Annotated in this window: 22 protein-coding genes, 1 tRNA gene and 1 pseudogene; 3 read left to right on the plus strand and 21 right to left on the minus strand. The window is 68.7% G+C overall.

All coding sequences use genetic code 11. From position 1 onward, the window contains the following. Positions 1–34 precede the first annotated feature (34 nt). The 15 genes and pseudogenes from atpE to argS all read right to left on the minus strand — a co-directional run bounded on the left by atpE (position 35) and on the right by argS (position 16,900). Positions 35–238 (minus strand): ATP synthase F0 subunit C, encoded by a 204-nt coding sequence (gene atpE / locus AC5RVG_RS01285; protein WP_074701684.1) that lies wholly within the window; start codon positions 236–238, stop codon positions 35–37. A 65-nt stretch (positions 239–303) separates the two neighbouring features. After that, complete coding sequence (atpB, locus tag AC5RVG_RS01290; RefSeq protein ID WP_494012426.1) at positions 304–1,110, minus strand: F0F1 ATP synthase subunit A; 807 nt, start codon at positions 1,108–1,110, stop codon at positions 304–306. Between the two features lie 86 nt (positions 1,111–1,196). Further along, positions 1,197–1,469, minus strand: a complete 273-nt coding sequence (locus AC5RVG_RS01295) for a hypothetical protein (protein ID WP_494012427.1) — start codon at positions 1,467–1,469, stop codon at positions 1,197–1,199. Next, a complete protein-coding gene (locus AC5RVG_RS01300; RefSeq protein ID WP_494012428.1) occupies positions 1,459–1,974 on the minus strand; it encodes a Cg1360 family ATP-synthase-associated protein in 516 nt (171 codons plus the stop codon). Before AC5RVG_RS01300 ends, AC5RVG_RS01295 begins: the two co-directional genes overlap by 11 nt. A 94-nt stretch (positions 1,975–2,068) precedes the next feature. After that, positions 2,069–3,082 carry an MraY family glycosyltransferase gene (locus tag AC5RVG_RS01305; RefSeq protein ID WP_494012429.1) on the minus strand — a complete coding sequence of 338 codons (1,014 nt, stop codon included), beginning with the start codon at positions 3,080–3,082 and terminating at the stop codon, positions 2,069–2,071. Next, a complete protein-coding gene (locus tag AC5RVG_RS01310; RefSeq protein ID WP_494012430.1) occupies positions 3,079–5,037 on the minus strand; it encodes a polysaccharide biosynthesis protein in 1,959 nt (652 codons plus the stop codon). Before AC5RVG_RS01310 ends, AC5RVG_RS01305 begins: the two co-directional genes overlap by 4 nt. Positions 5,038–5,048: 11 nt before the next feature. Further along, positions 5,049–5,708, minus strand: a pseudogene (locus AC5RVG_RS01315) (L-threonylcarbamoyladenylate synthase); the annotation flags it as partial. 18 nt (positions 5,709–5,726) lie between these two features. Continuing rightward, positions 5,727–6,572, minus strand: a complete 846-nt coding sequence (gene prmC / locus AC5RVG_RS01320) for a peptide chain release factor N(5)-glutamine methyltransferase (RefSeq protein ID WP_494012431.1) — start codon at positions 6,570–6,572, stop codon at positions 5,727–5,729. A 6-nt stretch (positions 6,573–6,578) separates the two neighbouring features. Then, positions 6,579–7,658, minus strand: coding sequence for a peptide chain release factor 1 (prfA, locus tag AC5RVG_RS01325; protein ID WP_494000132.1), 1,080 nt, complete (start codon positions 7,656–7,658; stop codon positions 6,579–6,581). Between the two features lie 205 nt (positions 7,659–7,863). Then, entirely contained in the window at positions 7,864–10,002 is a 2,139-nt protein-coding gene (gene rho / locus AC5RVG_RS01330; RefSeq protein WP_494012432.1) for a transcription termination factor Rho, read from the minus strand. 320 nt (positions 10,003–10,322) lie between these two features. Continuing rightward, positions 10,323–11,309: a homoserine kinase gene (thrB, locus tag AC5RVG_RS01335; RefSeq protein WP_494012433.1), complete on the minus strand. Its 987-nt coding sequence runs from the start codon at positions 11,307–11,309 to the stop codon at positions 10,323–10,325. Then, complete coding sequence (thrC, locus tag AC5RVG_RS01340) at positions 11,302–12,402, minus strand: threonine synthase (RefSeq protein WP_494012434.1); 1,101 nt, start codon at positions 12,400–12,402, stop codon at positions 11,302–11,304. Before thrC ends, thrB begins: the two co-directional genes overlap by 8 nt. Further along, a complete protein-coding gene (locus AC5RVG_RS01345; RefSeq protein WP_494012990.1) occupies positions 12,403–13,728 on the minus strand; it encodes a homoserine dehydrogenase in 1,326 nt (441 codons plus the stop codon). A gap of 56 nt (positions 13,729–13,784) precedes the next feature. After that, positions 13,785–15,257 (minus strand): diaminopimelate decarboxylase, encoded by a 1,473-nt coding sequence (gene lysA, locus AC5RVG_RS01350; protein WP_494012435.1) that lies wholly within the window; start codon positions 15,255–15,257, stop codon positions 13,785–13,787. Continuing rightward, positions 15,257–16,900 carry an arginine--tRNA ligase gene (argS, locus tag AC5RVG_RS01355; RefSeq protein WP_494012436.1) on the minus strand — a complete coding sequence of 548 codons (1,644 nt, stop codon included), beginning with the start codon at positions 16,898–16,900 and terminating at the stop codon, positions 15,257–15,259. The genes lysA and argS overlap by 1 nt, the downstream gene beginning before the upstream one ends. A gap of 204 nt (positions 16,901–17,104) precedes the next feature. Between argS and AC5RVG_RS01360 the strand changes: the two genes are divergently transcribed. Beyond that, positions 17,105–17,177: transfer RNA gene (locus AC5RVG_RS01360), tRNA-Arg, on the plus strand. Between the two features lie 84 nt (positions 17,178–17,261). Here AC5RVG_RS01360 and AC5RVG_RS01365 read toward each other — a convergent pair. Both AC5RVG_RS01365 and AC5RVG_RS01370 read right to left on the minus strand, forming a co-directional pair. After that, on the minus strand, positions 17,262–17,891 hold the full coding sequence (locus tag AC5RVG_RS01365; RefSeq protein WP_494012437.1) for a hypothetical protein: 630 nt from the start codon (positions 17,889–17,891) through the stop codon (positions 17,262–17,264). A 168-nt stretch (positions 17,892–18,059) separates the two neighbouring features. Beyond that, complete coding sequence (locus tag AC5RVG_RS01370; protein ID WP_494012438.1) at positions 18,060–19,058, minus strand: GlxA family transcriptional regulator; 999 nt, start codon at positions 19,056–19,058, stop codon at positions 18,060–18,062. Positions 19,059–19,139: 81 nt separating this feature from the next. Here AC5RVG_RS01370 and AC5RVG_RS01375 point away from each other — a divergent pair, with 81 nt between their 5' ends. Beyond that, complete coding sequence (locus tag AC5RVG_RS01375) at positions 19,140–19,307, plus strand: hypothetical protein (RefSeq protein ID WP_494000140.1); 168 nt, start codon at positions 19,140–19,142, stop codon at positions 19,305–19,307. A gap of 113 nt (positions 19,308–19,420) precedes the next feature. Here the strand turns inward: AC5RVG_RS01375 and AC5RVG_RS01380 are convergent, their stop codons facing one another. After that, positions 19,421–19,978, minus strand: coding sequence for a DinB family protein (locus AC5RVG_RS01380; protein ID WP_494012439.1), 558 nt, complete (start codon positions 19,976–19,978; stop codon positions 19,421–19,423). A gap of 246 nt (positions 19,979–20,224) precedes the next feature. On the opposite strand from AC5RVG_RS01380, the gene AC5RVG_RS01385 reads away from it, so the two are divergent. Further along, positions 20,225–21,202: a helix-turn-helix transcriptional regulator gene (locus AC5RVG_RS01385; RefSeq protein WP_494000142.1), complete on the plus strand. Its 978-nt coding sequence runs from the start codon at positions 20,225–20,227 to the stop codon at positions 21,200–21,202. A 62-nt stretch (positions 21,203–21,264) separates the two neighbouring features. Here the strand turns inward: AC5RVG_RS01385 and AC5RVG_RS01390 are convergent, their stop codons facing one another. The 3 genes from AC5RVG_RS01390 to AC5RVG_RS01400 form a co-directional block, all read right to left on the minus strand. Further along, entirely contained in the window at positions 21,265–22,053 is a 789-nt protein-coding gene (locus AC5RVG_RS01390) for an ABC transporter ATP-binding protein (protein WP_494012440.1), read from the minus strand. A gap of 1 nt (position 22,054) precedes the next feature. Beyond that, positions 22,055–22,954 carry an ABC transporter permease gene (locus AC5RVG_RS01395; RefSeq protein WP_494012441.1) on the minus strand — a complete coding sequence of 300 codons (900 nt, stop codon included), beginning with the start codon at positions 22,952–22,954 and terminating at the stop codon, positions 22,055–22,057. A gap of 102 nt (positions 22,955–23,056) precedes the next feature. Then, positions 23,057–24,046 (minus strand): ABC transporter substrate-binding protein, encoded by a 990-nt coding sequence (locus tag AC5RVG_RS01400; protein ID WP_494012991.1) that lies wholly within the window; start codon positions 24,044–24,046, stop codon positions 23,057–23,059. Between the last annotated feature and the right edge of the window lie 101 nt (positions 24,047–24,147).

Raw genomic sequence — 24,147 nt, forward strand, 5'->3', positions numbered from 1 at the left:
TATCTACTCGGTGTGGATGGTCCGCGTTGCCCTGTTAGAGGACGAACGCGAACACCAGACCAAGAATGGCCAAAGCTTCAGTCAGCGCGAGACCCAGGAATGCGATCGGCTGCAGCACGCGCTGTGCCTCCGGCTGGCGGGCAACGCCGTTGATGTAAGCAGCGAACACGAGGCCCACACCGATGGCACCGCCGATAGCGGAGAGACCGTAACCGACGAGGTTGATATTGCCTTCCATTATTTTCCTTTCAAGATGCCCCAATGGGCAGGTTGTTGGTTCAGGTTCTTCCCCAGCGGGGAAATTTAGTGTTCCTCGGCCAAGGAGCCTTGGATGTAGATCGCGGTCAGCAGGACGAACACGTACGCCTGCAGGACCTGGATCAGGATTTCGAAGAAGTACATGCCCACGCCGCCGGCCAGCGTCAGGATGCCCAGCGGCTTCAACCAGAAGTCGGCATCCATGATCAGGAATTCGGATCCGGCGGCAGCCAGCATGATGATCAGGTGGCCGGCCAGCATGGTGGCGAAGAGACGCAGGCTGTGCGTGACCGGGCGGACCAGGAAGGTGGAGATGATTTCGATGAGGACGACCAGCGGGAGGATCGCCTTCGGCACGCCGGACGGAACGACGGCGAGCTTGAAGTAGGCGATGCCGTGCTTCTTGATGCCCAGGACGATCCACGTAATGTAGACGACGCCGGCCAGGGCGTAGGCCGTGCCCACGTGCGACGGGGTCGGCAGCTGCAGCAGCGGAATGGAGCCGAAGAGGTTGTTCACCAGGATGAAGAAGAACAGTGCCATCAGCAGCGGGACGAACGGCCTGAAGTCGCGCTCACCGATGATGTCCTTGCCCACCGAGTTGCGGACGAAGTTGTAGCTCATTTCGCCCAGGTGCTGCAGCTTGCCGGGAACAAGCTGGCGGCGGCGGGAGGCCGCCACGAAGAACCAGGAAATCAGTGCGACGGACAGCAGGACCAGCAGCATCTGCTTGCCGAAGCCCTCACCGTACGGGGCCATCCACGGGAGAACCTCCGGTAGATGCATATCTTCGAGGCTCGGTGGGACGAAGCCACCTTCATCAGCGGCCGCCGGAAGCGCAAGCGCGATCAACGCGTTTCCTCTCTGCAGTGTCCATCTTTGGGCGTTTCAGGGTGGGTCGCCATCGAGGCAGGCCACCATATAAAGTTTTCTGACATTTAGGTGTGGTCCCCCGCGCCATCCTCATGGCGGCGCCGGGCGCCGCGCGTGAGGTTGTGTTTGCGGGCCAGATAATATCCGCCTCCAGCGCCCAGAACGGCGCCGACGAAAATCAGCCAGCGGGTATCCAACAGATAGTCCAAACCCCAGCCTACCAAACCCCAGGCGATGATCCCGCCAAGGATATAGGTGAGGACGGTGTTGCCGCCCTGGTAGGTGGAATCGTCCCCGGAACCGCTCCGCGCGGGGCCGGATGTGCCTTTAGAGGCCATGTCCGATTTCCCCTTCCGAATGCTGCCGACGGTCCGCCGGCTCCGGTTCGGGGTCGGCGTACAACTGGTGCCGGGTGCGCGAGAAGGCGAACACTTCGGCCGCCTGCCAGACCACCACGGTGGCCACCGCCGCAACAAAGAACCAGGTCCGCTCGAGCCACATCGGGGTGCCGATGAGGAAGAGAGCCGCCCCAAAGCCCACTACTTTGATGATGTAGGTGGCGATGAAGGCACCGATGGCGCCGGAAGGATTGGACCGCCCCACGTAGTGGCCCACCAGCAGGCTGATCGCGAAGAACAGCACCACCAGCGTCGCGCCGAGCAGGGCACTCAGGGCACCGGCCGCACCCGCCGCCACCGTTGACATCACGATGACCAGCCCGGCGGTTGCACCGCCGGCGACCAGGGCGGACCGCAGGATCTTCAGCCACGGCGACCGGGTGGGACCGGATGCAGCGACAGCTGCGCCAGCGGCGGGGTGGCCGTCGTGGCGTGAAGCGCGCATTGGTAGTCCGTTTTCGATCGCGGTGCGGGGCGGGCCGGAACGGCCGGGTTTATTCTACATGAGATAGAACTTGCCGACGAGTCGGGCCCCGCCGTTACGCCGCCCGGTTGGCGGCGTTGGATGAGCGGCGGCTGAAGAGCACCGGCGCCCGCAGGTAAAAAACAACGGCGGCGGCGCACGCGGCGATGGCTGCCGCCTTGCCCGCGAGGCCCGATTCGGCCGCCAGGTAGCCGCAGAAACCGGTCAGCAGCGAACAGCCGGTGACCAGCAGCGCCGACTGCACGTGGCTGAAGCCCACGTCCGTCAGCCGCTGGTAGGCGTGCTGCCGGTGCGGCGTGTACCACCGCTCCCCCGCGCTGATCCGGCGCAGCAGCGTGGCGAGCGTGTCGGCCAGGTAGATGGCCACCGGACCCAGCAGGTACTCCGCCTGCACGCCGTCCAGAAAGGCGGTGATGCCCAGCATGGCCAGGCCCGCCCCCAGCAGGTAGCTGCCGACGTCGCCCAGGAAGACGTTCCCGCGGCCCAGGTTCCAGGGCAGGAACGCCACAAAGGCGGCCGCCACCACGGTCCCGCCGACCACCAGCCAGCCGTGGCCGGTGATGGCGCCGGTAGCGGCGAACATCAGTCCGACGGCCGTGCCGTGCAACCCGGAAATCCCGTTGATGCCGTCCATGAAGTTGGCGATATTGATGTAGGCCGCCAGGGCGAGGGCGCCCAGCGGCAGCCACCACCACGTCTGGCCGGTGAGTCCGATGGCCAGTGCGGTGCCGCCGAGTCCGATGCCCAGCTGCAGCGCGGCCCGGCCGCGGATGGACAGTCCCCGAAAGTCTTCGATCCAGCCCAACAGCGCGGCGGCGGCGGCCACCCCGGCGACCGCGAGCAGCAGTTGCGGCGCCTCGACGGCGCCTCCGAGCGCGGCGATCAGCAGCCCCGCCAGCAGCCCGGCCGCCACCGTGATGCCCACGCCGCGGACGACGACGCGGGTGTGCGAGGACCGCTCGTTCGGCACGTCGAGCACGCCCAGCCGCTTCAGCACCGGGATCAGCGCGAACGGCAGCAACAGGCTGAGCAGGAGGGCCGCGGCAACGGCCACCACGGCTGCGGTCACGACGCCCGCTCCCGCCCGTCGTCCTTGAGCCCGGCCTCGAGTTCGTCGTCGGCGGATGCTGCCGGCGGGACCACGTCGTCGGCGGCCACTGCCCCCGGGACCACGTCGTCGAGTTCGTCGTCAGCGGCCGCTGCCGCCGGGACCACGTTTATCGCCCCGGTCGAGGCCGAGATCAGGTCCTGCCGGCTCTTCCACTCGGCCAGGCTCATCAGGTTCGGGTCCAGGCCCTCGATGGAGGCGTGCGAGATTTTGGGGTGCAGGGGACGGGAATCGCTTTCGCCCTCCCCGATCAGGTCCTCGTGCAGCTTTTCGCCGGGGCGCAGGCCGGTGAAGACAATTTCCACGTCCTTGCCCGACATCGCGATCATCCGCTCGGCGACGTCCAGGATCTTCACCGGTTCGCCCATGTCGAGGATCAGCACTTCCCCGCCGCTGCCGATCGCGCCGGCCTGGATCACCAGCTGGCAGGCTTCCGGAATTGTCATGAAGAACCGGGTGGCCGCGGCGTCGGTGACCGTGACCGGACCGCCCTTGCGGATCTGCTCGCTGAACAGCGGCAGCACCGAGCCGCGGCTGCCCAGCACGTTGCCGAACCGGACGGAGACGTACTTCTGCCCGGTCTGCTGCGCCACCCAGGCCGTCAGCTTCTCCGCCACGCGCTTGGAATGGCCCAGCACGGTGGTGGGGTTGGCGGCCTTGTCGGTGGAGATGTTGACGAAGGTCGCCACGTGCGCGGCGCGGGCCGCGCGCAGCACGTTCAGCGAACCGAGCACGTTGGTCTTCCAGGCCTCCTCCGGGTACTGCTCCAGCAGCGACACGTGCTTGAGCGCCGCGGCGTGGAACACCACTTCCGGCTTCCGGTCGAGGAAGATGGCCTCGAGGGCGGCGGGGTCGCGGATGTCGGCCAGCACGGTGTCCCTGCCCGTGAGCAGGCCCTTGCCGGTGATCGAGATCTGCGTGCCCTGCAGCCCGGTCTCGTCGCGGTCCAGCATGATCAGCTCGGCCGGCTGGAAGGCGTGGATCTGGCGGCACAGTTCGGAACCGATGGACCCGCCGGCGCCCGTGACCAGCACGCGCTTGCCGGTGACGTAGTGGGCAATCTCTTCGACGTGGATATCCACCGGCTGCCGCCCGATGAGGTCCTCGATGTCCACCTCGCGGAAGGAAAAGTCCTGGCGGCCGGTGAGCATTTCCTTCAGCGGCGGCACCACCAGCACCCGCATGTTCCGGCCCGCGATGCTGTCGGAGATCTGCCGCATCCGCGCGGAGTCGATGTCCGCGATCGCCACCAGCAGCACGGTCGCCCCGGTGCGCTGCGCTATCTCCGGCAGGTCCTCCATCCGGCCCAGCACGGGGACTGAGGCGATGCGCAGGTGCTTTTTGGCCGGATCGTCGTCGATCAGCCCCACCGGCAGCCAGGGCGAGGCCGGGTCGTTGCTCATCCGGGTCACGATGTTGTTGCCGACGAAACCGGCGCCGTAGATCAGCGTCCGCTCCGCCTCGTCGCCCGGTTTGGCCTTGCTTTCCACGTACATCCGCTTCAGGTAGCGGACGGCGGCCATGAACAGGCAGGCGAACGGGAAGGCGATCAGGCCGGTGCCGCGCGCGATGCCCAGCGAGATGCCGAACAACAGCAGTCCGACGCTGAGGATCAACGACACCGAGATGGTCACCATGACCAGCAGCTTGGCCTCGTGGAAGCTGCCGAAACTGTAGCGGCCCTTATAGAGGGCGAACGCAGACCCGACGGCCATCTGGGCCGCGATGGCCACCGCGCAGAGCAGGATGATGCCGGGAATCTTGGTCAGGCTCAGCGTCATCTCGTAGCGCAGGAAGACGGCCAGCACGATGGCCAGGACCCAGGCCAGGGAGTCCAGCAGGATCTGCGACCAGAGCCACAGGGCCCGGTCGCTGCTGGCGGTCTTGCCGCGGGGAAGAGCGGAATCGTGGCTCATGCCTCTACGGTCTCCCCCAGGCCCAGGATGCCCGGCACGACGGTGCGCAGGGCCTCCAGGCTGATCGTGCCCTCGCGGACCACCCGCAGTGTGGCGGAGGTGCAGTCGACGATGGTGGAGGGAACCGCCGTCGAGCCGTCCACGGGCCGGAAGCCGTCTTCCAGGTAGACCTCCACCGACTCGGCCAACTGTTCCTTGGCCTGCGCGGCCGTCTGCGCCGACGGCTGCCCGGTGCGGTTCGCGGAGGACACGGCCAGCGGCCCGGTGGCCGCCAGCAGTTCCAGCGCCAGTTCGTCGTCGGGCATGCGCAGGGCGACGGTGCCCTTGGTCTCGCCCAGGTCCCAGGTCAGCGACGGCTGCGCGCGGAAAATCAGGGTCAGCCCGCCGGGCCAGAAGGTGTCGGCGAGGGCCCGGGCCTCGTCGCTCACGTCGGTGGCCAGCCCGTCCATGGTCTGCGGCCGCGGCACCAGCACCGGCGGGGGCATTTTGCGCCCGCGTCCCTTGGCGGCCAGCAGGGTGGCCACGGCCTGCGGCGAGAACGCGTCGGCGGCGATCCCGTAGACGGTATCGGTCGGCAGGACAACGCACTGCCGGTCGGCGATGGCGGCCTGGGCTGCCGCCAGTCCCTCGCTGCGGGCGGCGGCGTCGTCGCAGTTATACGTAGTGCTCACAGACTCATTGTTCCATTCTCATAACCGTTGGGCCGACGTGGCCCGCTCGCGCCCGGTCAGATCGTAGCGGGTGGCCACCTGGTCCCAGCATCCGGCCGAGCGCAGGAGGGAGTGCACGGCGGCGGCCTGGACTTCGGCGTGCTCCATGATGAAATGGCCGCCCGGCTTCAGCAGCCGCGCGGCCGTCGCCGCCGTCGCCGCCGGCAGTTCCATGCCGTCCGCTCCCCCGCCGTAGAGCGCCATCTGCGGGTCGTGCTCGGCCACTTCGGGCTCGCGCGGGACCGCTTCGGCGGGGATGTACGGCGGATTGGAGACGACGACGTCGAACGTTCCGTCGTGCGCGGACAGCGCGGTGCGCAGGTCCTCCCGCAGGAGGGTGACGCCCAGCGGCGCCAGGTTCCGTTCGGCCCAGGCGTGGGCGAGGGCGCTCAGTTCCACCGCGTAGACGGTGGCCGTGGGAACTTCGCTGGCCACGGCGGCGGCGATCGCGCCGGAGCCGGTGCCCAGGTCCACCACTTTGGCCGCGGGCAGGGCGCGGGCGCGGTCGATCGCGTGCTGGGCAACGGTTTCGGTTTCCGGCCGCGGGACGAACACGCCCGGTCCCACCTGCAGTTCGAGATGCCGGAAATAGGCGCGGCCGGTGATGTGCTGCAGCGGGATGCGGGTGGCCCGCTCGGCCACCAGGTCCTCGAGCCCGGGCGGAGCTTCCGCTCCCAGCAGCGCCAGCGCGCGGACTCGCCCCGGGGAAACGCCCAGCAGGTGGGCGGCGAGCAGTTCGGCGTCCACCCGCGGCGAGGGGACGCCGGCCTCGGCCAGCCGCGCGGCGGCGGCGGACAGGGCGTCGGCCAGGTTCGTGGCGGGCACTGCCGGCTAGTTTTCCTCGCCCAGGGCGGCCAGCCGGTGTTCCTCGTCCGCCTGGATGGCGGACTGGATCACCGGTTCCAGTTCACCGTTCATCACCGCGTCCAGGTTATAGGCCTTGTAGCCGGTGCGGTGGTCGGCAATCCGGTTTTCCGGGAAGTTGTACGTACGGATGCGCTCGGACCGGTCCATGGTGCGGATCTGCGACTTGCGCGTCTCGGAGTTCGCGGCGTCGATCTGCTCCTGCTGGTGGGCCAGCAGCCGCGCCCGGAGCACGCGCATGCCGGCCTCGCGGTTCTGCAGCTGGGACTTCTCGTTCTGCATCGCGACCACGATGCCGGTGGGCAGGTGGGTGATGCGCACCGCCGAGTCGGTGGTGTTCACCGACTGGCCGCCCGGACCCGAGGAACGGTAAACGTCGATCTTCAGGTCGTTCTGATGGATATCCACTTCTTCCGGCTCGTCCACTTCCGGAAGCACCAGTACGCCTGCGGCGGAGGTGTGGATGCGGCCCTGCGATTCGGTCACCGGGACGCGCTGGACGCGGTGCACGCCGCCCTCGAACTTCAGCCTGGCCCAGACGCCTTCGGACGGGTCGTTGGAGTTGCCCTTGATGGCCATCTGGACGTCCTTGTAGCCGCCCAGGTCGGACTCCGTCGCGGAGATGATCTCGGTCTTCCAGCCGCGGGATTCGGCGTAGCGCATGTACATCCGGAGCAGGTCGCCCGCGAACAGGGCCGCCTCGTCGCCGCCTTCGCCGCCCTTGACCTCAATGATCACGTTGCGCGCGTCGTCCGGATCGCGCGGGATCAGCAGGCGGCGGAGCCGTTCCTGGGCGATTTCGAGTTCGGCTTCGAGTCCGGGCACCTCGGCCGCCAGTTCGGGATCCTCGTCGGCGAGCTCGCGTGTCGCTTCGAGGTCGTCCGCCAGGTGCGACCAGCGCTTGTACGCCTCGACGATGCCGTTCAGCTCCGCCGACCGCCGCCCCAGCTTCCGGGCCCGCGCCTGGTCGGAATAGACGGCAGGGTCGCTCAATTCCTTCTGGAGCTCGGCGTGCTCGTCAAGAAGCCCCTGAACGGACTCAAACATCTTCAAACCTCTTTCGACTCACAACAAGTCTAAATAGCAACGAAAGGAACGGCAGGTAAAGGTGACTTAACAGCAACAGCCGCTGAGTTTTTTGCCGGCCAGGGAGTGGCATCGGGCCTACCGGAGCCGGGCGGCTCAGGATCGCAGATCCTGGGCCGCCCGGCGTAGGGGCGGGGCCGGCAAAAAATCAGCGGCTGTAAAGCAGCTACTTGTCGTTTTCGGCCTTCGAGCCGAGCGTCGTCTTCTGGACCTGCATCAGGAACTCGACGTTGGACTGCGTCTCCCGGATCTTGCCGGTGAGCAGTTCCAGCGCCTGCTGGGTGTCCAGACCGGAGAGGACGCGGCGCAGGCGCCACATGATCTTGACCTCTTCGGGCGAGAGCAGGTTCTCCTCGCGGCGGGTGCCCGAGGCGTTGACGTCGACGGCCGGGAAGATGCGCTTGTCCGCCAGCGAGCGGGACAGTCGCAGTTCCATGTTGCCGGTGCCCTTGAACTCCTCGAAGATGACCTCGTCCATCTTGGACCCGGTCTCCACCAGTGCGGTGGCGAGGATGGTCAGGGAGCCGCCGTTTTCGATGTTCCGGGCTGCGCCGAAGAAACGCTTCGGCGGGTACAGCGCCGAGGAGTCCACGCCGCCGGAGAGGATGCGGCCCGAGGCCGGGGCGGCCAGGTTGTAGGCGCGGCCCAGGCGGGTCATCGAGTCCAGCAGGACGACCACGTCCATGCCCATCTCCACCAGCCGCTTGGCGCGCTCGATGGCCAGTTCGGCCACGGTGGTATGGTCGTCGGCGGGACGGTCGAAGGTCGAGGCGATGACCTCGCCCTTGACCGTGCGCTGCATGTCCGTGACCTCTTCGGGCCGCTCATCGACCAGCACCATCATGAGGTGGACCTCGGGATTGTTGGTGGTGATCGCGTTGGCGATGGACTGCAGGATCAACGTCTTGCCGGCCTTCGGCGGGGAGACGATCAGGCCGCGCTGGCCCTTGCCGATCGGAGCCACCAGGTCGATGACGCGGGGGCCGATCTTCTTCGGCTCGGTCTCCAGGCGCAGCCGCTCGGACGGGTACAGCGGGACCAGCTTGGTGAAGTCCACGCGGTCCTTGTTCTCCTCCACCGGCTTGCCGTTGACGGAGGTGAGCTTGACCAATGCGTTGAACTTCTGCCGGTTGCCCTGGCCGCCGGAATCGCCGTCACGCGGGGCGCGGATGGCGCCGACGACGGCGTCGCCCTTGCGCAGGTTGTGCTTCTTGACCTGGGCCAGCGAGACGTAAACGTCGTTCGGTCCGGGCAGGTAGCCCGAGGTGCGCACGAAGGCGTAGTTCTCCAGCACGTCCAGGATGCCGGCAACGGGCAGCAGCACGTCGTCGTCGGAAATCTCGGTGTCGTCGACTTCGGGACCGCGGTCGCGGCCGCGGCGACGCTCGTTGCGGTCGCGGTAGCGGGTGTTGTTGCTGTCGTTGTCGCGGCGGTTGCGGCGGTTGCGGTTGCGGCCGCGGCCGCCCTCGTCGCCGTCATCCTGGCGGGTATCGCGGGTGTCGCGCTCCCGGGTGTCGCGCTCCCGGGTGTCGCGCTCCCGGGTGTCGCGGGAATCGCGGTTGTCCCGGTTGTCCCGGGTGTCGCGGTCGGCGTCGCTGCGGTTGCGGTTGCGGCTGCGGCGGTCGGACTGGCCGTCTCCGCGGCCGGACTGCTGCTGCTGGCCGGCGGCGTCCTGGCCGTCCCTCTTCTCTTCCTGCTGAGCCTCGGCCGGCTTGCCGTCCGCAGCTTCCTGCGGCGCGTCGGCCTTGGTCTCGGCCGCGTCCTGCTGGCCGGATTCGGAGCGGCGGTTGCGTCCGCGGCTGCGGCGCTCCTGACGTCCGTCGCCGTCGCCCGGTGCGTTGTCCGCCGCGGGGGCCTGGGCCGGCGCGGTGTCGGCCGGGGCCTCGGTGGTGGCGGCGGTTGCTTCCGCGTCGGCGGCAGCCACGGTGCCGTCGCTGCTGGCCCGGCGGTTGCGGTTGCGGGTACGGCTGACCCGCTCTGCCGCCTTGGTCAGGTCGCCGCCGGCGGTGCCGCCGGTCGCGCCGTCGCTTGCAGCGCCGGTGGCCTCTTCCTTGGCCGCCGGAGTTTCGGTGCGCACCGGCTGCTCGGCCTTCTTGGCTGTGCGGTCGGCCACAGAGGAGCCACGCTGGTGGTCGGAGATCGCGGCGACCAGGTCGCCCTTGCGCATCCGCGAGCCGCCGGTGATGCCGAGCTGCCCGGCGAGCACCTGCAGTTGGGCCAGCTTCAGGCCGGCAAGGCCTGCACTCTTCGGTGCAGGAGAGTCTATTGTTTCCACACCTGCGGTCAGGTCAGTGGTTTCGGTCACGAAGGATCCTTCCCCCTCGTCGGGCGGTGTGCATATGAAGCGCACCGCGTTGTTTGCTACCCGGCCGTTGCATGAGAAGCCCGGCTGGGTCCGGTATTGCCTGCGGCGTCGTGCCGAAACAAGTCCGGGTGATCAGAGATGAAAAACCTTGAAACAAGCCGTCCGGATGGAACGAGTGAGGTCCTGTCCGGCCGATGGCCGGCAGCAACGCCGTTGAGTGCCGCGGAAGGCTCCTGAAAGGCTGCACCTGGAACGGGGATCCTGCCCAAACGGCTACTCGGCTTGCTTGATCCGGAGCATCCGGCAGGTGTCCTCGCCGGTTAATCCCGGGGGTGCACTTCCACTTTAGCACCATCTGTGTCCACTGCCAGTTTCAGCACCCGCCAGTTTCCCGGCGAGTCGCGGCGTTCCAAGTGCGCGGCGATGGCCCGCTGGACCTGCTCCGCTTCGGCCTCGTTGGCGGCGAGTGTCAGCACGGTGGGTCCGGCGCCGGAGACGACGGCGGCGTGGCCCTGGCTGCGCAGCGCCGCGATCAGCGCGGCGCTGGGTTCCATGGCCGGTGCCCGGTGCCGCTGGTGCAGCCAGTCTTCGGTTCCGGACCGCAGCAGGGACGGATCGCGGGTCAGCGCGTGGACCAGCAGGGCGGCGCGGCCGGAATTGGCGGCGGCCACGTGGTGCGGCACGGACGCGGGCAGGAGGTTGCGCGCGGTTTCCGTGGAAAGCTCGTAGGCCGGGATGGCCAGCACGGGCACGATGTCCGGGCAGATCGGCACGCAGGTGCTGGCGAACGCGCCGGCCTCTTCCCAGGAGATGGCCAGCTGTCCGCCCAGGGCCGGAGCCACGTTGTCGGGGTGGCCCTCCAGCGCCGAGCAAACCTGCAGGATGTCTCCCGCCCCCAGCCGTTCCCGCTCCGGCAGCAGCGCGTTGGCCAACAGCACGGCGGAGACTACGGCGGCGGCCGAGGATCCCATGCCGCGGCCGTGCGGAATGAGGTTCCGGGCCCGCAGGCGCAGCCCGCCGGCGTCGTACCCGGACTCACGCAGCGTGCCGCGCAGGGTGCGGATGATCAGGTGGCTTTCATCGGCGGGCAGCCCCGCCGCGCCCTCGCCGCTCACGGAGGCGTGGAAGACGCCGTCGTCGGTCGATTCCACCGTGACCGTGTCGTAGTAGGCCAGGGCCAGGCCCAGGCTGTCGAAGCCCGGGCCCAGATTGGCGCTGGTGGCCGGAACCCGCACGGTGACGCGCTGGCCGGGCGCGATGCGGCCGGCCACGGCGGTGCCCTCCCCCGGCAAGGTGCTGCTACTCAAGACCCAGGGCGCTGGCCACGCTGACCACGTCGAAGTCCACCTTGACCGGCGCCGCCTCGCTGCCGTCCTCGGTCTGCAGGGCCCACTGCGGGTCCTTCAGCCCGTGGCCGGTGACCGTGATGACGATGGTCTTGCCCGCGGGCACCTCGCCGGCCGCGTGCTTCTTGAGCAGGCCGGCGACGCCTGCCGCGGAGCCGGGCTCCACGAAGACGCCCTCGCGGGAGGAGAGCCAGCGGTGCGCGGCCAGGATCTCGTCGTCGGTCACCGAGTCGATCAGGCCGCCGGACTCGTCACGCGCGGCGATGGCGGTGTCCCAGGAGGCCGGATTGCCGATCCGGATGGCGGTGGCGATGGTCTCCGGTTCGGTCACCGGGTGTCCCAGCACCAGCGGCGCCGCGCCGGCGGCCTGGAAGCCCCACAGCACGGGGGTCTTGGTGGCGACCGGCGGGAGCATGCCGGCAATGGCCGATTCGTACGGCGCGGCGTACTCCTGGTACCCCTTCCAGTACGCGGTGATGTTTCCCGCGTTGCCGACCGGCATCACGTGGATGTCCGGGGCGTCGCCAAGATAGTCGACGGTCTCGAAGGCCGCCGTCTTCTGGCCTTGGATGCGTGCCGGGTTCACCGAGTTGACCAGGAACACCGGATAGGCCTCGGAGAGCTTGCGGGCCACTTCCAGGCAGTTGTCGAAGTTGCCGTTGATCTGGATGATCTCGGCGCCGTGCGCGATCGCCTGGCTCATCTTGCCCATGGCGATCTTGCCGGCCGGCACGAGCACCGCGCACTTCAGCCCGGCCTGGGTGGCATAGGCGGCAGCGGAGGCGGAGGTGTTGCCGGTGGACGCGCAGACCACCGCCTTGGCGCCGGCCTCCACGGCCGCGGTGATGGCCATGGTCATGCCGCGGTCCTTGAAGGAGCCGGTGGGGTTCATCCCCTCCACCTTGAGGTAGACCTCGGATCCGGTCAGTTCGGAGAGGGCCTTGGCCTGCACCAGCGGTGTGCCGCCTTCGCCGAGGGTGATGATCTCGGTCTGCTCCGATACCGGCAGCCGGTCCGCGTATTCACGGATGACGCCGCGCCATTGGTGGGCCACTTAGATTCCTTCTACTCGCAGGACAGAGGTAACAGCGTTGACGATGTCGAGCCCGCGCACGGCCTCGACCGTAGCGGCCAGCGACGCCTCGGAGGCCCGGTGGGTGACGAAGCGCAGTTCGGCGGTCACCTCGGCGCCGTCGTGGGCGGGATCCAGCGGGCCCTCGGTGTGGATGGTCTGGCGCATGGTCTCGATGGAGACCCCGTGCTCGGCGAAAACGCCGGCAATCTGGGCCAGCACGCCGGGCCGGTCGGCCACGTCCAGGCCGATGTAGTAGCTGGTCCGCACCGAGTCCAGCCCGACGGCGGGCAGGTCCACGGTCGCCGTTTCGGTCCGGCCCGGGCCGCCGCCGACCATGCGCCGGGCGGCGCTGACCACGTCGCCGACCACGGCCGAGGCGGTCGGCGCGCCGCCGGCACCCTGGCCGTAGAACATCAGTTCGCCGGCGTTTTCCGCTTCCACGAAGACGGCGTTGAACGCCCCGTGCACGGCGGCCAGCGGGTGCTGGCGCGGCAGCAGGGTCGGGTGGACGCGCACGGACACGCCCTCGCGGCCGTCGGCGCCGCTCAGCCGCTCGGCGATCGCCAGCAGCTTGATCACGTAGCCGGCGTCCCGGGCCGCGGCGATGTCGTCGGCGGAGACGGAGCTGATGCCCTGGCACTGGACGTCGGCCAGGTTGACCGCGGTGTGGAAGGCCAGCCCGGCCAGGATCGCGCCCTTGGCGGCGGCGTCATGCCCTTCGATGTCGGCGGTCGGGTCGGCTTCGGCGTAGCCGAGCTCCTGCGCGGCGGCCAGCGCCTCGCCGAACTGGGCGCCGGTGGAGTCCATCTGGTCCAGGATGTAGTTGGTGGTTCCGTTGACGATGCCCATCACCTTGGTGACGCGGTCCCCCGCCAGCGACTCGCGGATCGGCCGCAGGATGGGGATGGCCCCGGCCACGGCCGCCTCGAAGGAGAGTTCGACGCCGGCGTCGTCGGCCTGGGCGTACAGCTCCTGGCCGTCGGCGGCCAGCAGGGCCTTGTTACCGGTGACGACGGCGGCGCCGTTGTCGATTGCGGTGCGGATCAGCGTCCGGGCCGGTTCCAGTCCGCCCAGCAGTTCGATCACGATGTCGGCGTCCTTGACCAGCGTCGCGGCGTCGGTGGTGAACAGCTCTGCGGGCAGTTCCACGGCCCGTTTGGCGGCGGCATTGCGCACCGCGATGCCGGTCAGTTCCAGCCGCGCGCCGGTCCGTGCGGCCAGCACGTCGGCGTCGTCAAGCAGGATGCGGGCCACCTGGGCGCCGACATTTCCGCATCCCAACAGTGCTACCTTCAGCGTTTTCATGCTGCCCAAACTCTCAGTCTTAGTCTTACTCGCAATAACTGCTGCCCGGCCGGCGGTCAGCCCAGGTCACGGGCCAGCAGGTCGGCTTCGGTCTCGCCTCGAATGATCAACCGTGCCTCGCCGCCGCGCACGGCAACCACAGGTGGCCGGGCAACGTAGTTGTAGTTGCTGGAGAGCGCCCAGCAATAGGCCCCGGTCGCCGGCACCGCCAGCAGGTCCCCCGCCTCGATGTCCTCGGGCAGGTAAACGTTCCTGACTACAATGTCACCGCTCTCGCAGTGTTTACCAACCACGCGGGAAATAATCGGGGCCGCGTCCGTCACACGGGAGGCCAGCGCCGCCGAGTAGTCGGCGTCGTAGAGCACCGGCCGGGCGTTGTCGCTCATGCCTCCGTCCACGGACACGTAGCGCCGCGGGCTGCTGCCGCCGCCCTCCGTGTCCACCTGGACGGTCTTGCGGGTACCGGCCGAGTAGAGCGTGAACGTGCTGGGCCCGGCGATGGCCCGGCCCGGTTCGATCGAGATCCGCGGCACCGGGATGCCCAGCCGCTCCGTGACGGAACGCACGACGGCGGCCATCGCCTGGGCGAGTTCCGCCGGCGGGCGGGGGCTGTCGGCCTCGGTGTAGGCAATGCCGTAGCCGCCGCCCAGATCCAGTTCGTGCAGGTCCACGCCGTGGACCCGCTGCACCTCGGCCACGAACGTGAGCAGCCGCTCGGCCGCCAGCGCGAACCCCTCGGGCTCGAAGATCTGCGATCCGATGTGGCAGTGCAGGCCCAGCAGGTTGATGGACTCGTGCTCCAGCGCCGCCGCCACGGCCTGCGCGGCCGGCGAGCCGGCCGGGCGGGGCTGCGCGCCGTCGTGCCCCGCGCCGTCGTCGGCGCCGGCCATCGAGAGCCCGAACTTCTGGTCTTCGTGCGCCGTGGCAATGAACTCGTGGGTGTGCGCGTGCACGCCGGGGGTCAGCCGCAGCATCACGTTGGCCATCTCGCCGCGGGCGGCGGCGATGGCTCCCAGGCGCGCCAGTTCGTCGAGGCTGTCCACCACGATGCGGCCCAGCCCCATGTCCAGCGCGCGGTGGAGTTCGGCGTCGGACTTGTTGTTGCCGTGCAGGCCCAGGTCCTCCCCCGGGATGCCTGCGCGGGCGGCCACGGCCAGCTCCCCGCCGCTGCAGGTGTCCAGCCGCAGCCCCTCTTGCGCCACCCAGCGGGCGATTTCCACGCTGAGGAACGCCTTGCCGGCGTAGTACACGTCCACACCGCCGCAGAGCGTGCTGAAGGCCTCGTCGAAGGCCTGCTTGAACTCGCGCGCGCGGGCCCGGAAGTCGTCCTCGGACACCACGAACAGCGGCGTGCCGAACTGCTCCTTGAGCCGGGCGACGCCGAGGCCGGAAATTTCCAGTTCGCCCGCCGCGCCGCGGGACACGTCCCGGGCCCAGAGCTTGGTGTCCAGCCGGTTGACGTCCTGCGGGCAGGAGAGCCAGTCCGGAGCCAGGTCGGACGCGGCGGCGGTTTCGTGTGCTGCGGGCATTACATCCTCTCCGGCGCGCTGACGCCCAGCAGGCCAAGGCCGTTGGCCAGGACTTGGGTGACGGCGGCATTCAACCACAGGCGGGTACGGTGCGTGTCGGTGACTTCGCCGTCGCCGATCGGCGTCACGCGGCAGGCATCGTACCAGCGGTGGTACGCGCCGGCGATGACTTCCAGGTGCCGGGCGACGCGGTGCGGTTCGCGCAGCTTCGCGGCGGTGGCGACCACCGACGGGTAGGCGCCGAGCACGGCCAGCAGCTCGTTCTCCGTGGCGTGGTCCAGCAGCGAGGCATTGAAGGCGCTGCGGTCCACGCCGGACGAGGCCGCGTTGCGCGCGACGGCGCAGGTGCGCGCGTGGGCGTACTGCACGTAGAAGACCGGGTTGTCGTTGCTGTGCTTGACCAGCAGGTCCAGGTCGATGTCGATGTTGGAATCGGCGTGCGAGCGGGTGAGGGCATAGCGGGCGGCATCCACCCCCACGGCGTCGACCAGGTCCTCCATGGTCACCACCGTGCCGGCCCGCTTCGACATGCGCAGGGGCTTGCCGTCCTTGACCAGGTTGACCATCTGCCCGATCAGCACTTCCACCCGGTCGGCGTCGTCGCCGATGGCGGCCGCGGCGGCTTTCAGCCGGGCGACGTAACCGTGGTGGTCTGCGCCGAGCATGTAGATGCACAGGTCAAAGCCGCGGTCCCGCTTGTTCTTGAAGTAGGCGATGTCGCCGGCAATATAGGCGGCATTGCCGTCGGACTTGATGACGACGCGGTCCTTGTCGTCACCGAAGTCGGTGGACTTCAGCCACCAGGCACCGTCCTGGAAGTAGAGGCTGCCGGAGGCTTTGAGCTGCTCCAGCAGCTTTTCAACCGCGCCGTCCTCGAACAGGGAGTTTTCGTGGAAGTAGACGTCGAAGTCCACCCCGAACTCATGCAGCGATTCCTTGATGGCGCCAAACATCAGTTCGACGCCGCGGCTGCGGAACTCTTCCTGCGGGTCGGCCGCCGACAGCGCATCCGGATTCTGCCGCAGCACCGCCTGGGCGATGTCCGCGATGTAGTCACCGCCGTAGCCATCCTCGGGGGCGGGTTCGCCCTTTGCCTTCGCCAGCAGCGAGCGGGCGAAGCGGTCGATCTGCGACCCGTGGTCGTTGAAGTAGTACTCGCGCGTGACGTCGGCACCCTGGGCGGCCAGGATGCGGGCCAGGGCGTCGCCGAGTGCCGCCCAGCGGGTCCCGCCCAGGTGGATCGGACCGGTCGGGTTGGCGGAGACGAATTCGAGGTTGATCCGCTGGCCCGCCAGGTCGCCGGCGGTGCCGAAGGCGCTGCCGGCCTCCACGATGCTGCGGGCCAGCGTTCCGGCTGCGGCGGCGTCCACGGTGATGTTCAGGAATCCGGGTCCGGCGATGTCCACCCGGCTGACGCCGTCGATCTTCTCCAGCCGCGCGCTGAGGATTTCGGCGAACTGGCGCGGGCTCATGCCGGCCTTCTTGCCCAGCTGCATGGCGATGTTGGTGGCCCAGTCCCCGTGCTCGCGGTTCTTGGGGCGCTCCACCCGGACCTCGCTGGGCATTTCGACGGCGAAGTCGCCGGCGTCGACGGCGGCCTGCAGGCAGGCGGCAATGGCAGCGGAAAGTTCTTCAGGAGTCACCCCACAAGCATAGGGCAATCCCTTGATCCGACCGGCTTTCGGCGGGCTGGCTGTGACCGGGCTCGCAGGCGCACTGTGCCGGCCGGACCGGCCACCTTGCATGCGGCCGCCGTCGGGGCCGGTCCGGGCGCATTTCTTCTGGCGGCGCAGATACTGATAAGCTCAATAGGTCCCGCAGGGCACCGGGTTTCCAGCCGGTGCCGCGCCCTCGTAGCTCAGGGGATAGAGCGTCTGCCTCCGGAGCAGAAGGCCGTAGGTTCGAATCCTATCGAGGGCACTGAAGCGCAGGACAAGGGAGAATCCCCGGCTCAAGAGCCGGGGATTCTCCCGTTAACGGCAGCCGGCCTGCGCCGGAGTCACCTCACTCGCCGTCTCCCGGCCCGTCGAAGCGGCGGTCGACGCCCACCTGGTCCACCTTGCGGTGGAAATGCATGCCGGACCTGCCACCAAGAATGGCACCGGCGAGCGAGACCAGCGCGGCGACGACCAGGAATACGATGCCGCCGGTCGTCAGCTCCCCTTCGCCTAGGGGCACGCGGGGGAAACTGTTCAAGCTGCTCAGCACATTGAACTGGCTGCCGGCGATCAGCCCCAGGATGGCGAGCACAATGGCAACCACGATCGCCCACAGCCACACGGCCAGCCCCTGCTTGACGCCGTCGAAGCGGGCCATCCGGCCGGCCACGTACCCGCCGCAGAAATACGAAATGAACAAGATGACGGCCAGGATGATCCCGCCCACTATGCCGACCGTCCCCAGGTTCCGGGACGCCTGCTCGGCGACCTGCGCGGGATCGGCGCTCTCGGCGATCCCCACGGCGGCGCCGATGGCGGCCATCAGCGCCGTCAGGATGACTCCGATCCCGGTGGCCGCGAGCCAGCCGAAGAACGCGGAGCCCCACTTGATGCCGCCGAATTGGCGCCTCTCCGCCGCTACCACGTCATTGCGTCGTTGTTTCGGGTTTCTGGCCCCTTCTGCAGCTGAACTCATCACCGGTTCTCCTTTATTCGCTTGGGGTGCGCGCACCCGGCAGGCGCATGCACCCTGCTCATCCGCCGCGCATCGCCCGCCGGACTACTAAGCACACTTATGAGTGTGCCTGCACGCGGGCCGCGGTACAAGGACAACCCCCGGCGTGCCGCGGAGGGAAACGGCCCCCTAGCGGGCCGCGCTGCCTGCCGGCTGCCGCGCGCCGGCGGCGGCGCCACCGCCGCGGAAGGTGCGGCGGTAGGACGCCGGGCTCACGCCAACGGACCTGGCGAAATGGTGGCGCAGCAGCACCGCCTGGCCGAACCCGGTGATCCGGGCGATCTCCTCGATGTTCAGGTCCGATTCCTCAAGCAGTTCCTGCGCACGCAGCACCCGCTGGGCGTTGATCCATGCCGCCGGCGTCGCGCCGGTCTCGGCCCGGAACCGGCGGGCGAAGGTGCGCTCGGACATGTGGACCCGCGCGGCCAGCTGGGCAACGCTGACGTCCTGGGCCAGGTTTTCGGACAGCCAGGCCAGCAGGTCCTTGAGGGTGTGGCAGCCGGCCAGCGACATGGGCCGGTCAATATATTGCGACTGGCCCCCGGCCCGATGCGGCGGCACCACCATGTCCCGGGCGATGGCCGACGCCACGGATGCCCCGAGTTCGGTCCGGACCAGGTGCAGGCAGGCGTCGATTCCGGCGGCGGTGCCGGCGCTGGTGATGATGCGCTCGTCCTCCACGTACAGCACGTTTTCGTCGACGTCGACCTGCGGATATTCGGCGGCCAGCTGGTGCGAGTACTGCCAGTGGGTGGTGGCGCGCCGGCCGTCCAACAGCCCAGCTTCAGCCAGCACAAAGGCCGCCGAGCACACGGACAAGACCCAGGCCCCGCGGGCGTGGGCCGCCCGCAGGGCCTGCAGAAGTGCTTCGGGGGCCTGGTCCATCCGCTGGTACGGCGCCACCACCACGAGGTCCGCGTCGTCGGCGGCCTCCAGCCCGAGGGGGACATTGAGGGAGAATCCCAGCTTGCTGCTGACGACCCCGGGCTCGGGAGTGCAGATCCGGAAGTCGAACACCGGAACGCCGGTCCCCCGGTCGGAACGGTCGATGCCGAAGACTTCGCAGACCACCCCGAATTCGAACGGCGCAGCTCCCGGAAGCACCACCACGGCCACCTTTTTCAGCATGCCCCCAGTATGGCAGTTTTTTATGCTTTATGGTCGTTTCTGCCACTCTTTTTTTGCCGGCCGCAGGACCACCATGGAGGCATGGAACTCCTCCTGATTACCGCACTGGCACTCCTCGTCATCATCGAAACCCTCCGGCTGATCCTGCGTGACGGACGGGGCAACACCCCGCCGGAACGCTCACAGGCCGACTGGACGGCCGGCTCCACCCCGAGCCGCCCCTACACCGACCTCGCCCGGCTGGCCTGACCCGGCCACCCCTCCGCGGGTTCCTGACGAAGGGACCCGCGGGACCCGAGCTTTTCCACGGCCCCGCGGGTCCCCCCTGCGCCCGACTGCCGGCGGTGGGCGGACAGGTCGCGCTACTGGCGGTGGGCGAACAGGTCGCGCAACAGCGCGATCTCGGCCAAGTGATGAATCATTTCCCGGTTGATGTGCAGCACCAGCGTCCCCATGGAGCGATCGGCATAGGGGCCTTCGGCCGGCCCGCAGGGCGCCACCAGCCCCTCGACGCCGAGTCCCCGGACCCCCGCGGTCCAGTGCGCATAGTATTCGTCCAGCAGTTCCAACGCGCCCGACGCCGTGCCCGGATAGTCGAACGATTCGTAGCTGACCGGCGGCCCGCCGAAGTGCGAGGCGTTACGGCTGCCCAGCACGCCCACCAGAATGTGGCCCAGCCGCCAGGCGACGGTGGTCACCGGCGGCGGCACCGGCTCCGGAAGTCCGAAGTCGATCGTGAAAATGCCGGCGCCCACCGCCATCGGGGCGGTGCTGGTCCCGCGGTGCCGCACGTTCCAGCAGCCCTCGGCGGGCTCCCAGAAGTACTCTTCGTCGGTGAGCCCCTCCAGCCGCGGCCGGGCCTGGGCGTCCCAATGCCACGTCAGCTGCTCGAGCAACTCCTCGGCTGCATTGAAAGACATGCCGGCTCCTCCCAACGGCGGCTCCCCGCCTGGGGAGCCCGGGAATCCATCATGCCGGGCGGCCGGCTGTTTGCCCATAGTCGGGACGCACCCCCTGCAACCGGGCAGGTTGCCGACGCCGGGCCCCCTGCATTACGGACCGTTCCTGTCCTGAATCGGGACTAGAGTGGCCCTATTGCCGGAACGACCGGCACCCGCGCGTGCTGCACGATTCGGCACGCTCCGGCTGCTGAAGTCAGGTGGGCCATGCTCGAAACATCCGCGCGGCTGCTGCAGTTGCTCTCCCTGCTTCAGATGCGCCGGGAGTGGACCGGGTCCGCCCTGGCCGAGCGGATGGGTGTCACCGAACGGACGGTGCGCCGCGACATCGGCAAACTCCGCAGCCTCGGGTATCCCATCAATGCGTCCCCCGGCGTGGCCGGCGGCTACCAGCTGGGCGCGGGCGCGCAGCTTCCGCCGCTGCTGCTCGACGACGACGAAGCCCTCGCCGTCGCGCTGGGTCTTGGGGCGGTGACCGCCAGCCCGGTGGCCGGCGTCGGCGAGGCGTCGCTCCGGGCGCTGACCAAGCTGGAGCAGGTGCTGCCGGCGCGGCTCCGGCCCAAGTTTTCCACGCTGAAGAACGCCGTGGTCACCCTGGCCGGCCCCACCGCGGCCGTTGACCCCGAGGTGCTGACCGGGATCTCCACCGCCATCGCCGAACGGCGCGTGGTCGGCTTCCGCTACGCCAAGGCGGACGGCGAGTCCGGCCGCCGCCTGGCCGAACCGTACCGGCTGGTGGACACCGGCCGGCGCTGGTACCTGGTGGCCTACGATACCGGCCGGCAGGACTGGCGCACCTTCCGGGTGGACCGGTTCGAGTCGGTTCCCACGACGCGTGAACGCTTTGCCCCGCGGAAGTTGCCGCAGCCGGACCTGGCCGCCTACGTCCAGCAGTCGATCACCAGGTCCCCGTACCGGTTCGACGTGGTGGTCCGGATCGACGCTCCCCTGCAGGCCGTCGCCGAGCGGATCCCGCCGAACATCGCCGTCCTGTCCGACGACGGCGGGGCCACCGTGCTGCGCGCCGGTTACGATTCGCTGGACTACCCCCTGGTCGAGCTGGCCGCCACCGGCTTTGCGTTCGAGATCCTGGAGCCGGCGGAATTCCGGCAGCGCGCCGCGGAGCTCGCGGGCCGGCTGGCTGCCGCGGCCGGCACGGGAACGGCGGCCGCCCCTACCGCCTAGGTGGGACAGCCGCCGTCGTACGTCGACCCGGTCCGATGCCGGTGGCTCCTGCAGCGCGGACGCTACTGGAGCATGGTGCGGTCGTCGACCACGCCCTTGATCTTCTCGAACTCATGCAGCAGGTCCGGCACGGTGGCCTTCTGCTTCTGTTCCTGGTCCAGGTCCAGGATGATCCGGCCCTCGTGCATCATGATCAGCCGCGTGCCCAGCCGGAGCGCCTGCTCCATATTGTGGGTCACCATCAGCGTGGTCAGGCGGTGCCGGTCCACCACCTCGGCGGTCAGGCGGCTGACCAGCTCCGCACGCTGCGGGTCGAGGGCGGCGGTGTGCTCGTCCAGCAGCAGGATCTTCGGGCTGCTGAACGTGGCCATCAGCAGCGACAGCGCCTGCCGCTGGCCGCCCGAGAGCAGGCCCACCTTGGCCTTGAGCCGGTTCTCCAGCCCGAGCTCCAGCGAACGCAGCTCTTCCTTGAAGAATTCGCGCTTCCTGCGGGTCACGCCGGGGCGCAATCCGCGGCGCTTGCCGCGTTCGTAGGCGATGGCCAGGTTCTGTTCGATGGTCATCTCCGGTGACGTTCCCGCCATCGGGTCCTGGAAGACGCGGCCGACGAAGCGGGCACGCTGGTGGTCGGCCAGCCTGGTGACGTCGTTGCCGTCGATGCTCACCGTGCCGACGTCCGGGCGCAGCTTGCCGGAGGTGATGTTCAGGATGGTCGATTTGCCGGCACCGTTGCTGCCGATCACCGTGACGAATTCGCCGGCGGCCAGGGACAGGTTGATCTCCTGCAGGGCGACGCGCTCGTTGACGGTACCCGCGAAGAAGGTCTTGTGAACGTTCTTGATATCCAGCATGTCAGCCCTTCGCTCCCGTCAGGGACTTCTTCATCTTTCCGAGCCCGCCGACGCGGCGAAAGACCTTCCACTGCGGCAGCACCAGCGCGATGACCACCAGCACGGCCGAGACCAGCTTCATGTCGTTCGGCTGCAGGCCGGCCTGGAGGGCCAGCTGGATGACCACGCGGTACAGTACGGAACCGAGCACCACGGCCAGGGTGGCGATCCAGATCAGCCGGGTTCCGAAGATCGCCTGGCCGATGATCACCGAGGCCAGGCCGGCGAGGATCAGGCCGATGCCCATGCCGATGTCGGCGAACCCCTGGTACTGGGCGATGAACGCGCCGCAGACGGCCACGAGCCCGTTGGACAGGGCGAGGCCCAGGATCTTCTGGCTGTCAGTGCTGACGCCGAAACTGCGGATCATCTGTTCGTTGTCGCCGGTCGCCTGCATGGCCAGTCCGATGTCGGTGTGCAGGAACCAGTCCATGATCACCTTCACCACCAGCGCGACCAGCAGGAAGATGGCGATGGCGCCGAGGCCGCCGAGCATCCCCGACTCGCGCAGCGGGGTGATCAGGGTTTCTTCGCGCAACAGCGGCAGGTTCGCCCGGCCCATGATGCGCAGGTTGATGGAATAGAGGGCGATCATCGTCAGGATGCCGGCCAGCAGGCCGTTGATCTTGCCCTTGGTGTGCAGCAGGCCGGTGACGGTGCCGGCAGCCATGCCGGCGATGAAGGCCAGGATGGTGGCCATGACCGGCGGCATGCCGTTGATGATGCTGATGGCGGCGACTCCGGCGCCGGTGGTGAAACTGCCGTCGACCGTCAGGTCGGGAAAATCGAGGATGCGGAAGGTCAGGTAGACCCCCAGGGCCATGATCGCGTAGATCAGCCCAAGCTCAACCGCGGTAATCATAGGTAGTGGACCTTGGTTCTCTCGTGGCGTCGATCCGGCGGCCGGGCTGGCCGGCCGCCGGAGGGACTGCGGACTTCTTCGGCTCGAGCTGGAAGGTCGGGCTTACTCGAAGACGTGGTCGGCCGTGTCGGCGTAGCCGTTCGGCAGGGTCACACCCATGCGCTTGGCGGCGGCCGGGTTGACGTAGAGTTCCAGCTCGGTCTGGGTCTCCACCGGCATGGATGCCGGTTCAGCCTCGCCCTTGAGGATCTTCACGGCCATCTCGCCGGTCTGGTAGCCCAGCTTTTCGTAGTTGATGCCGTAGGTGGCCACCGTGCCGCGCTTCACCGAGTCGCCCTCGGCGGCGATCGTCAGGATCTTCTTGGACTCGGCCACCTGGATCAGGGACTCGAGGGCGGACACCACGTTGTTGTCGGTCGGCACGTAGAACGCGTCGACGTCGAGCGACTCGGCGGCCTGCTGGACTTCACCGGAGTTGGAGATTGCTGCTTCCTTGATCTCCAGGCCCAGTTCCTTGGCCGCTTCCTTGGCCCATTCCACCTGGACGGTGGAGTTGACCTCGCCCGAGGAGTAGACGATGCCCACGGACTTCGCGTCCGGGTTCAGCTCCTTGACCAGGGCCAGCTGCTCCTCGACCGGGTTGCGGTCCGAAGTACCGCTGACGTTCGATCCCGGAGCGTCCATGCTTTCCACCAGCGAGGCGGACTCCGGGTCGGTGACCGCGGTGAACAGGATCGGGGTGTCGGCGATGGCCTGCACGGCCGCCTGCGCGGTGGGCGTCGCGATGGCCAGGATGAGGTCCTTCTGGTCGCTGGCGAACTTGCCGGCGATGGAGGTCGCGGTGCCCTGGTCGCCCTGCGCGTTCTGCTCGTCGTAGGTCACGGTCTCGCCCTCGACGTAGCCGTTGTCGGCCAGCGCCTTCTTGAACCCTTCGCGGGCCGCGTCCAGGGACGGATGCGAGACGATCTGGCTGATGCCGATTTCCACCGATTCGGTGCTGCCTTCGGCGGCATTGCCCTCGGAGGATCCCGCGTTGCCGCACGCGGAAACAAGCAGGGCGGTGGCCAGCAGGCCTGACCCCAGGCCGAACATGGTCGAACGTTTCTTCACGATGTTCCTTTCAAATGTCCGTCACGTGCCGGATAGCCCGGCACTTTTCCGCCTTGCCGCCCCTCCCCGGCGCGGCTGAAGCG

It is taken from the genome of Arthrobacter senegalensis, assembly GCF_059091765.1.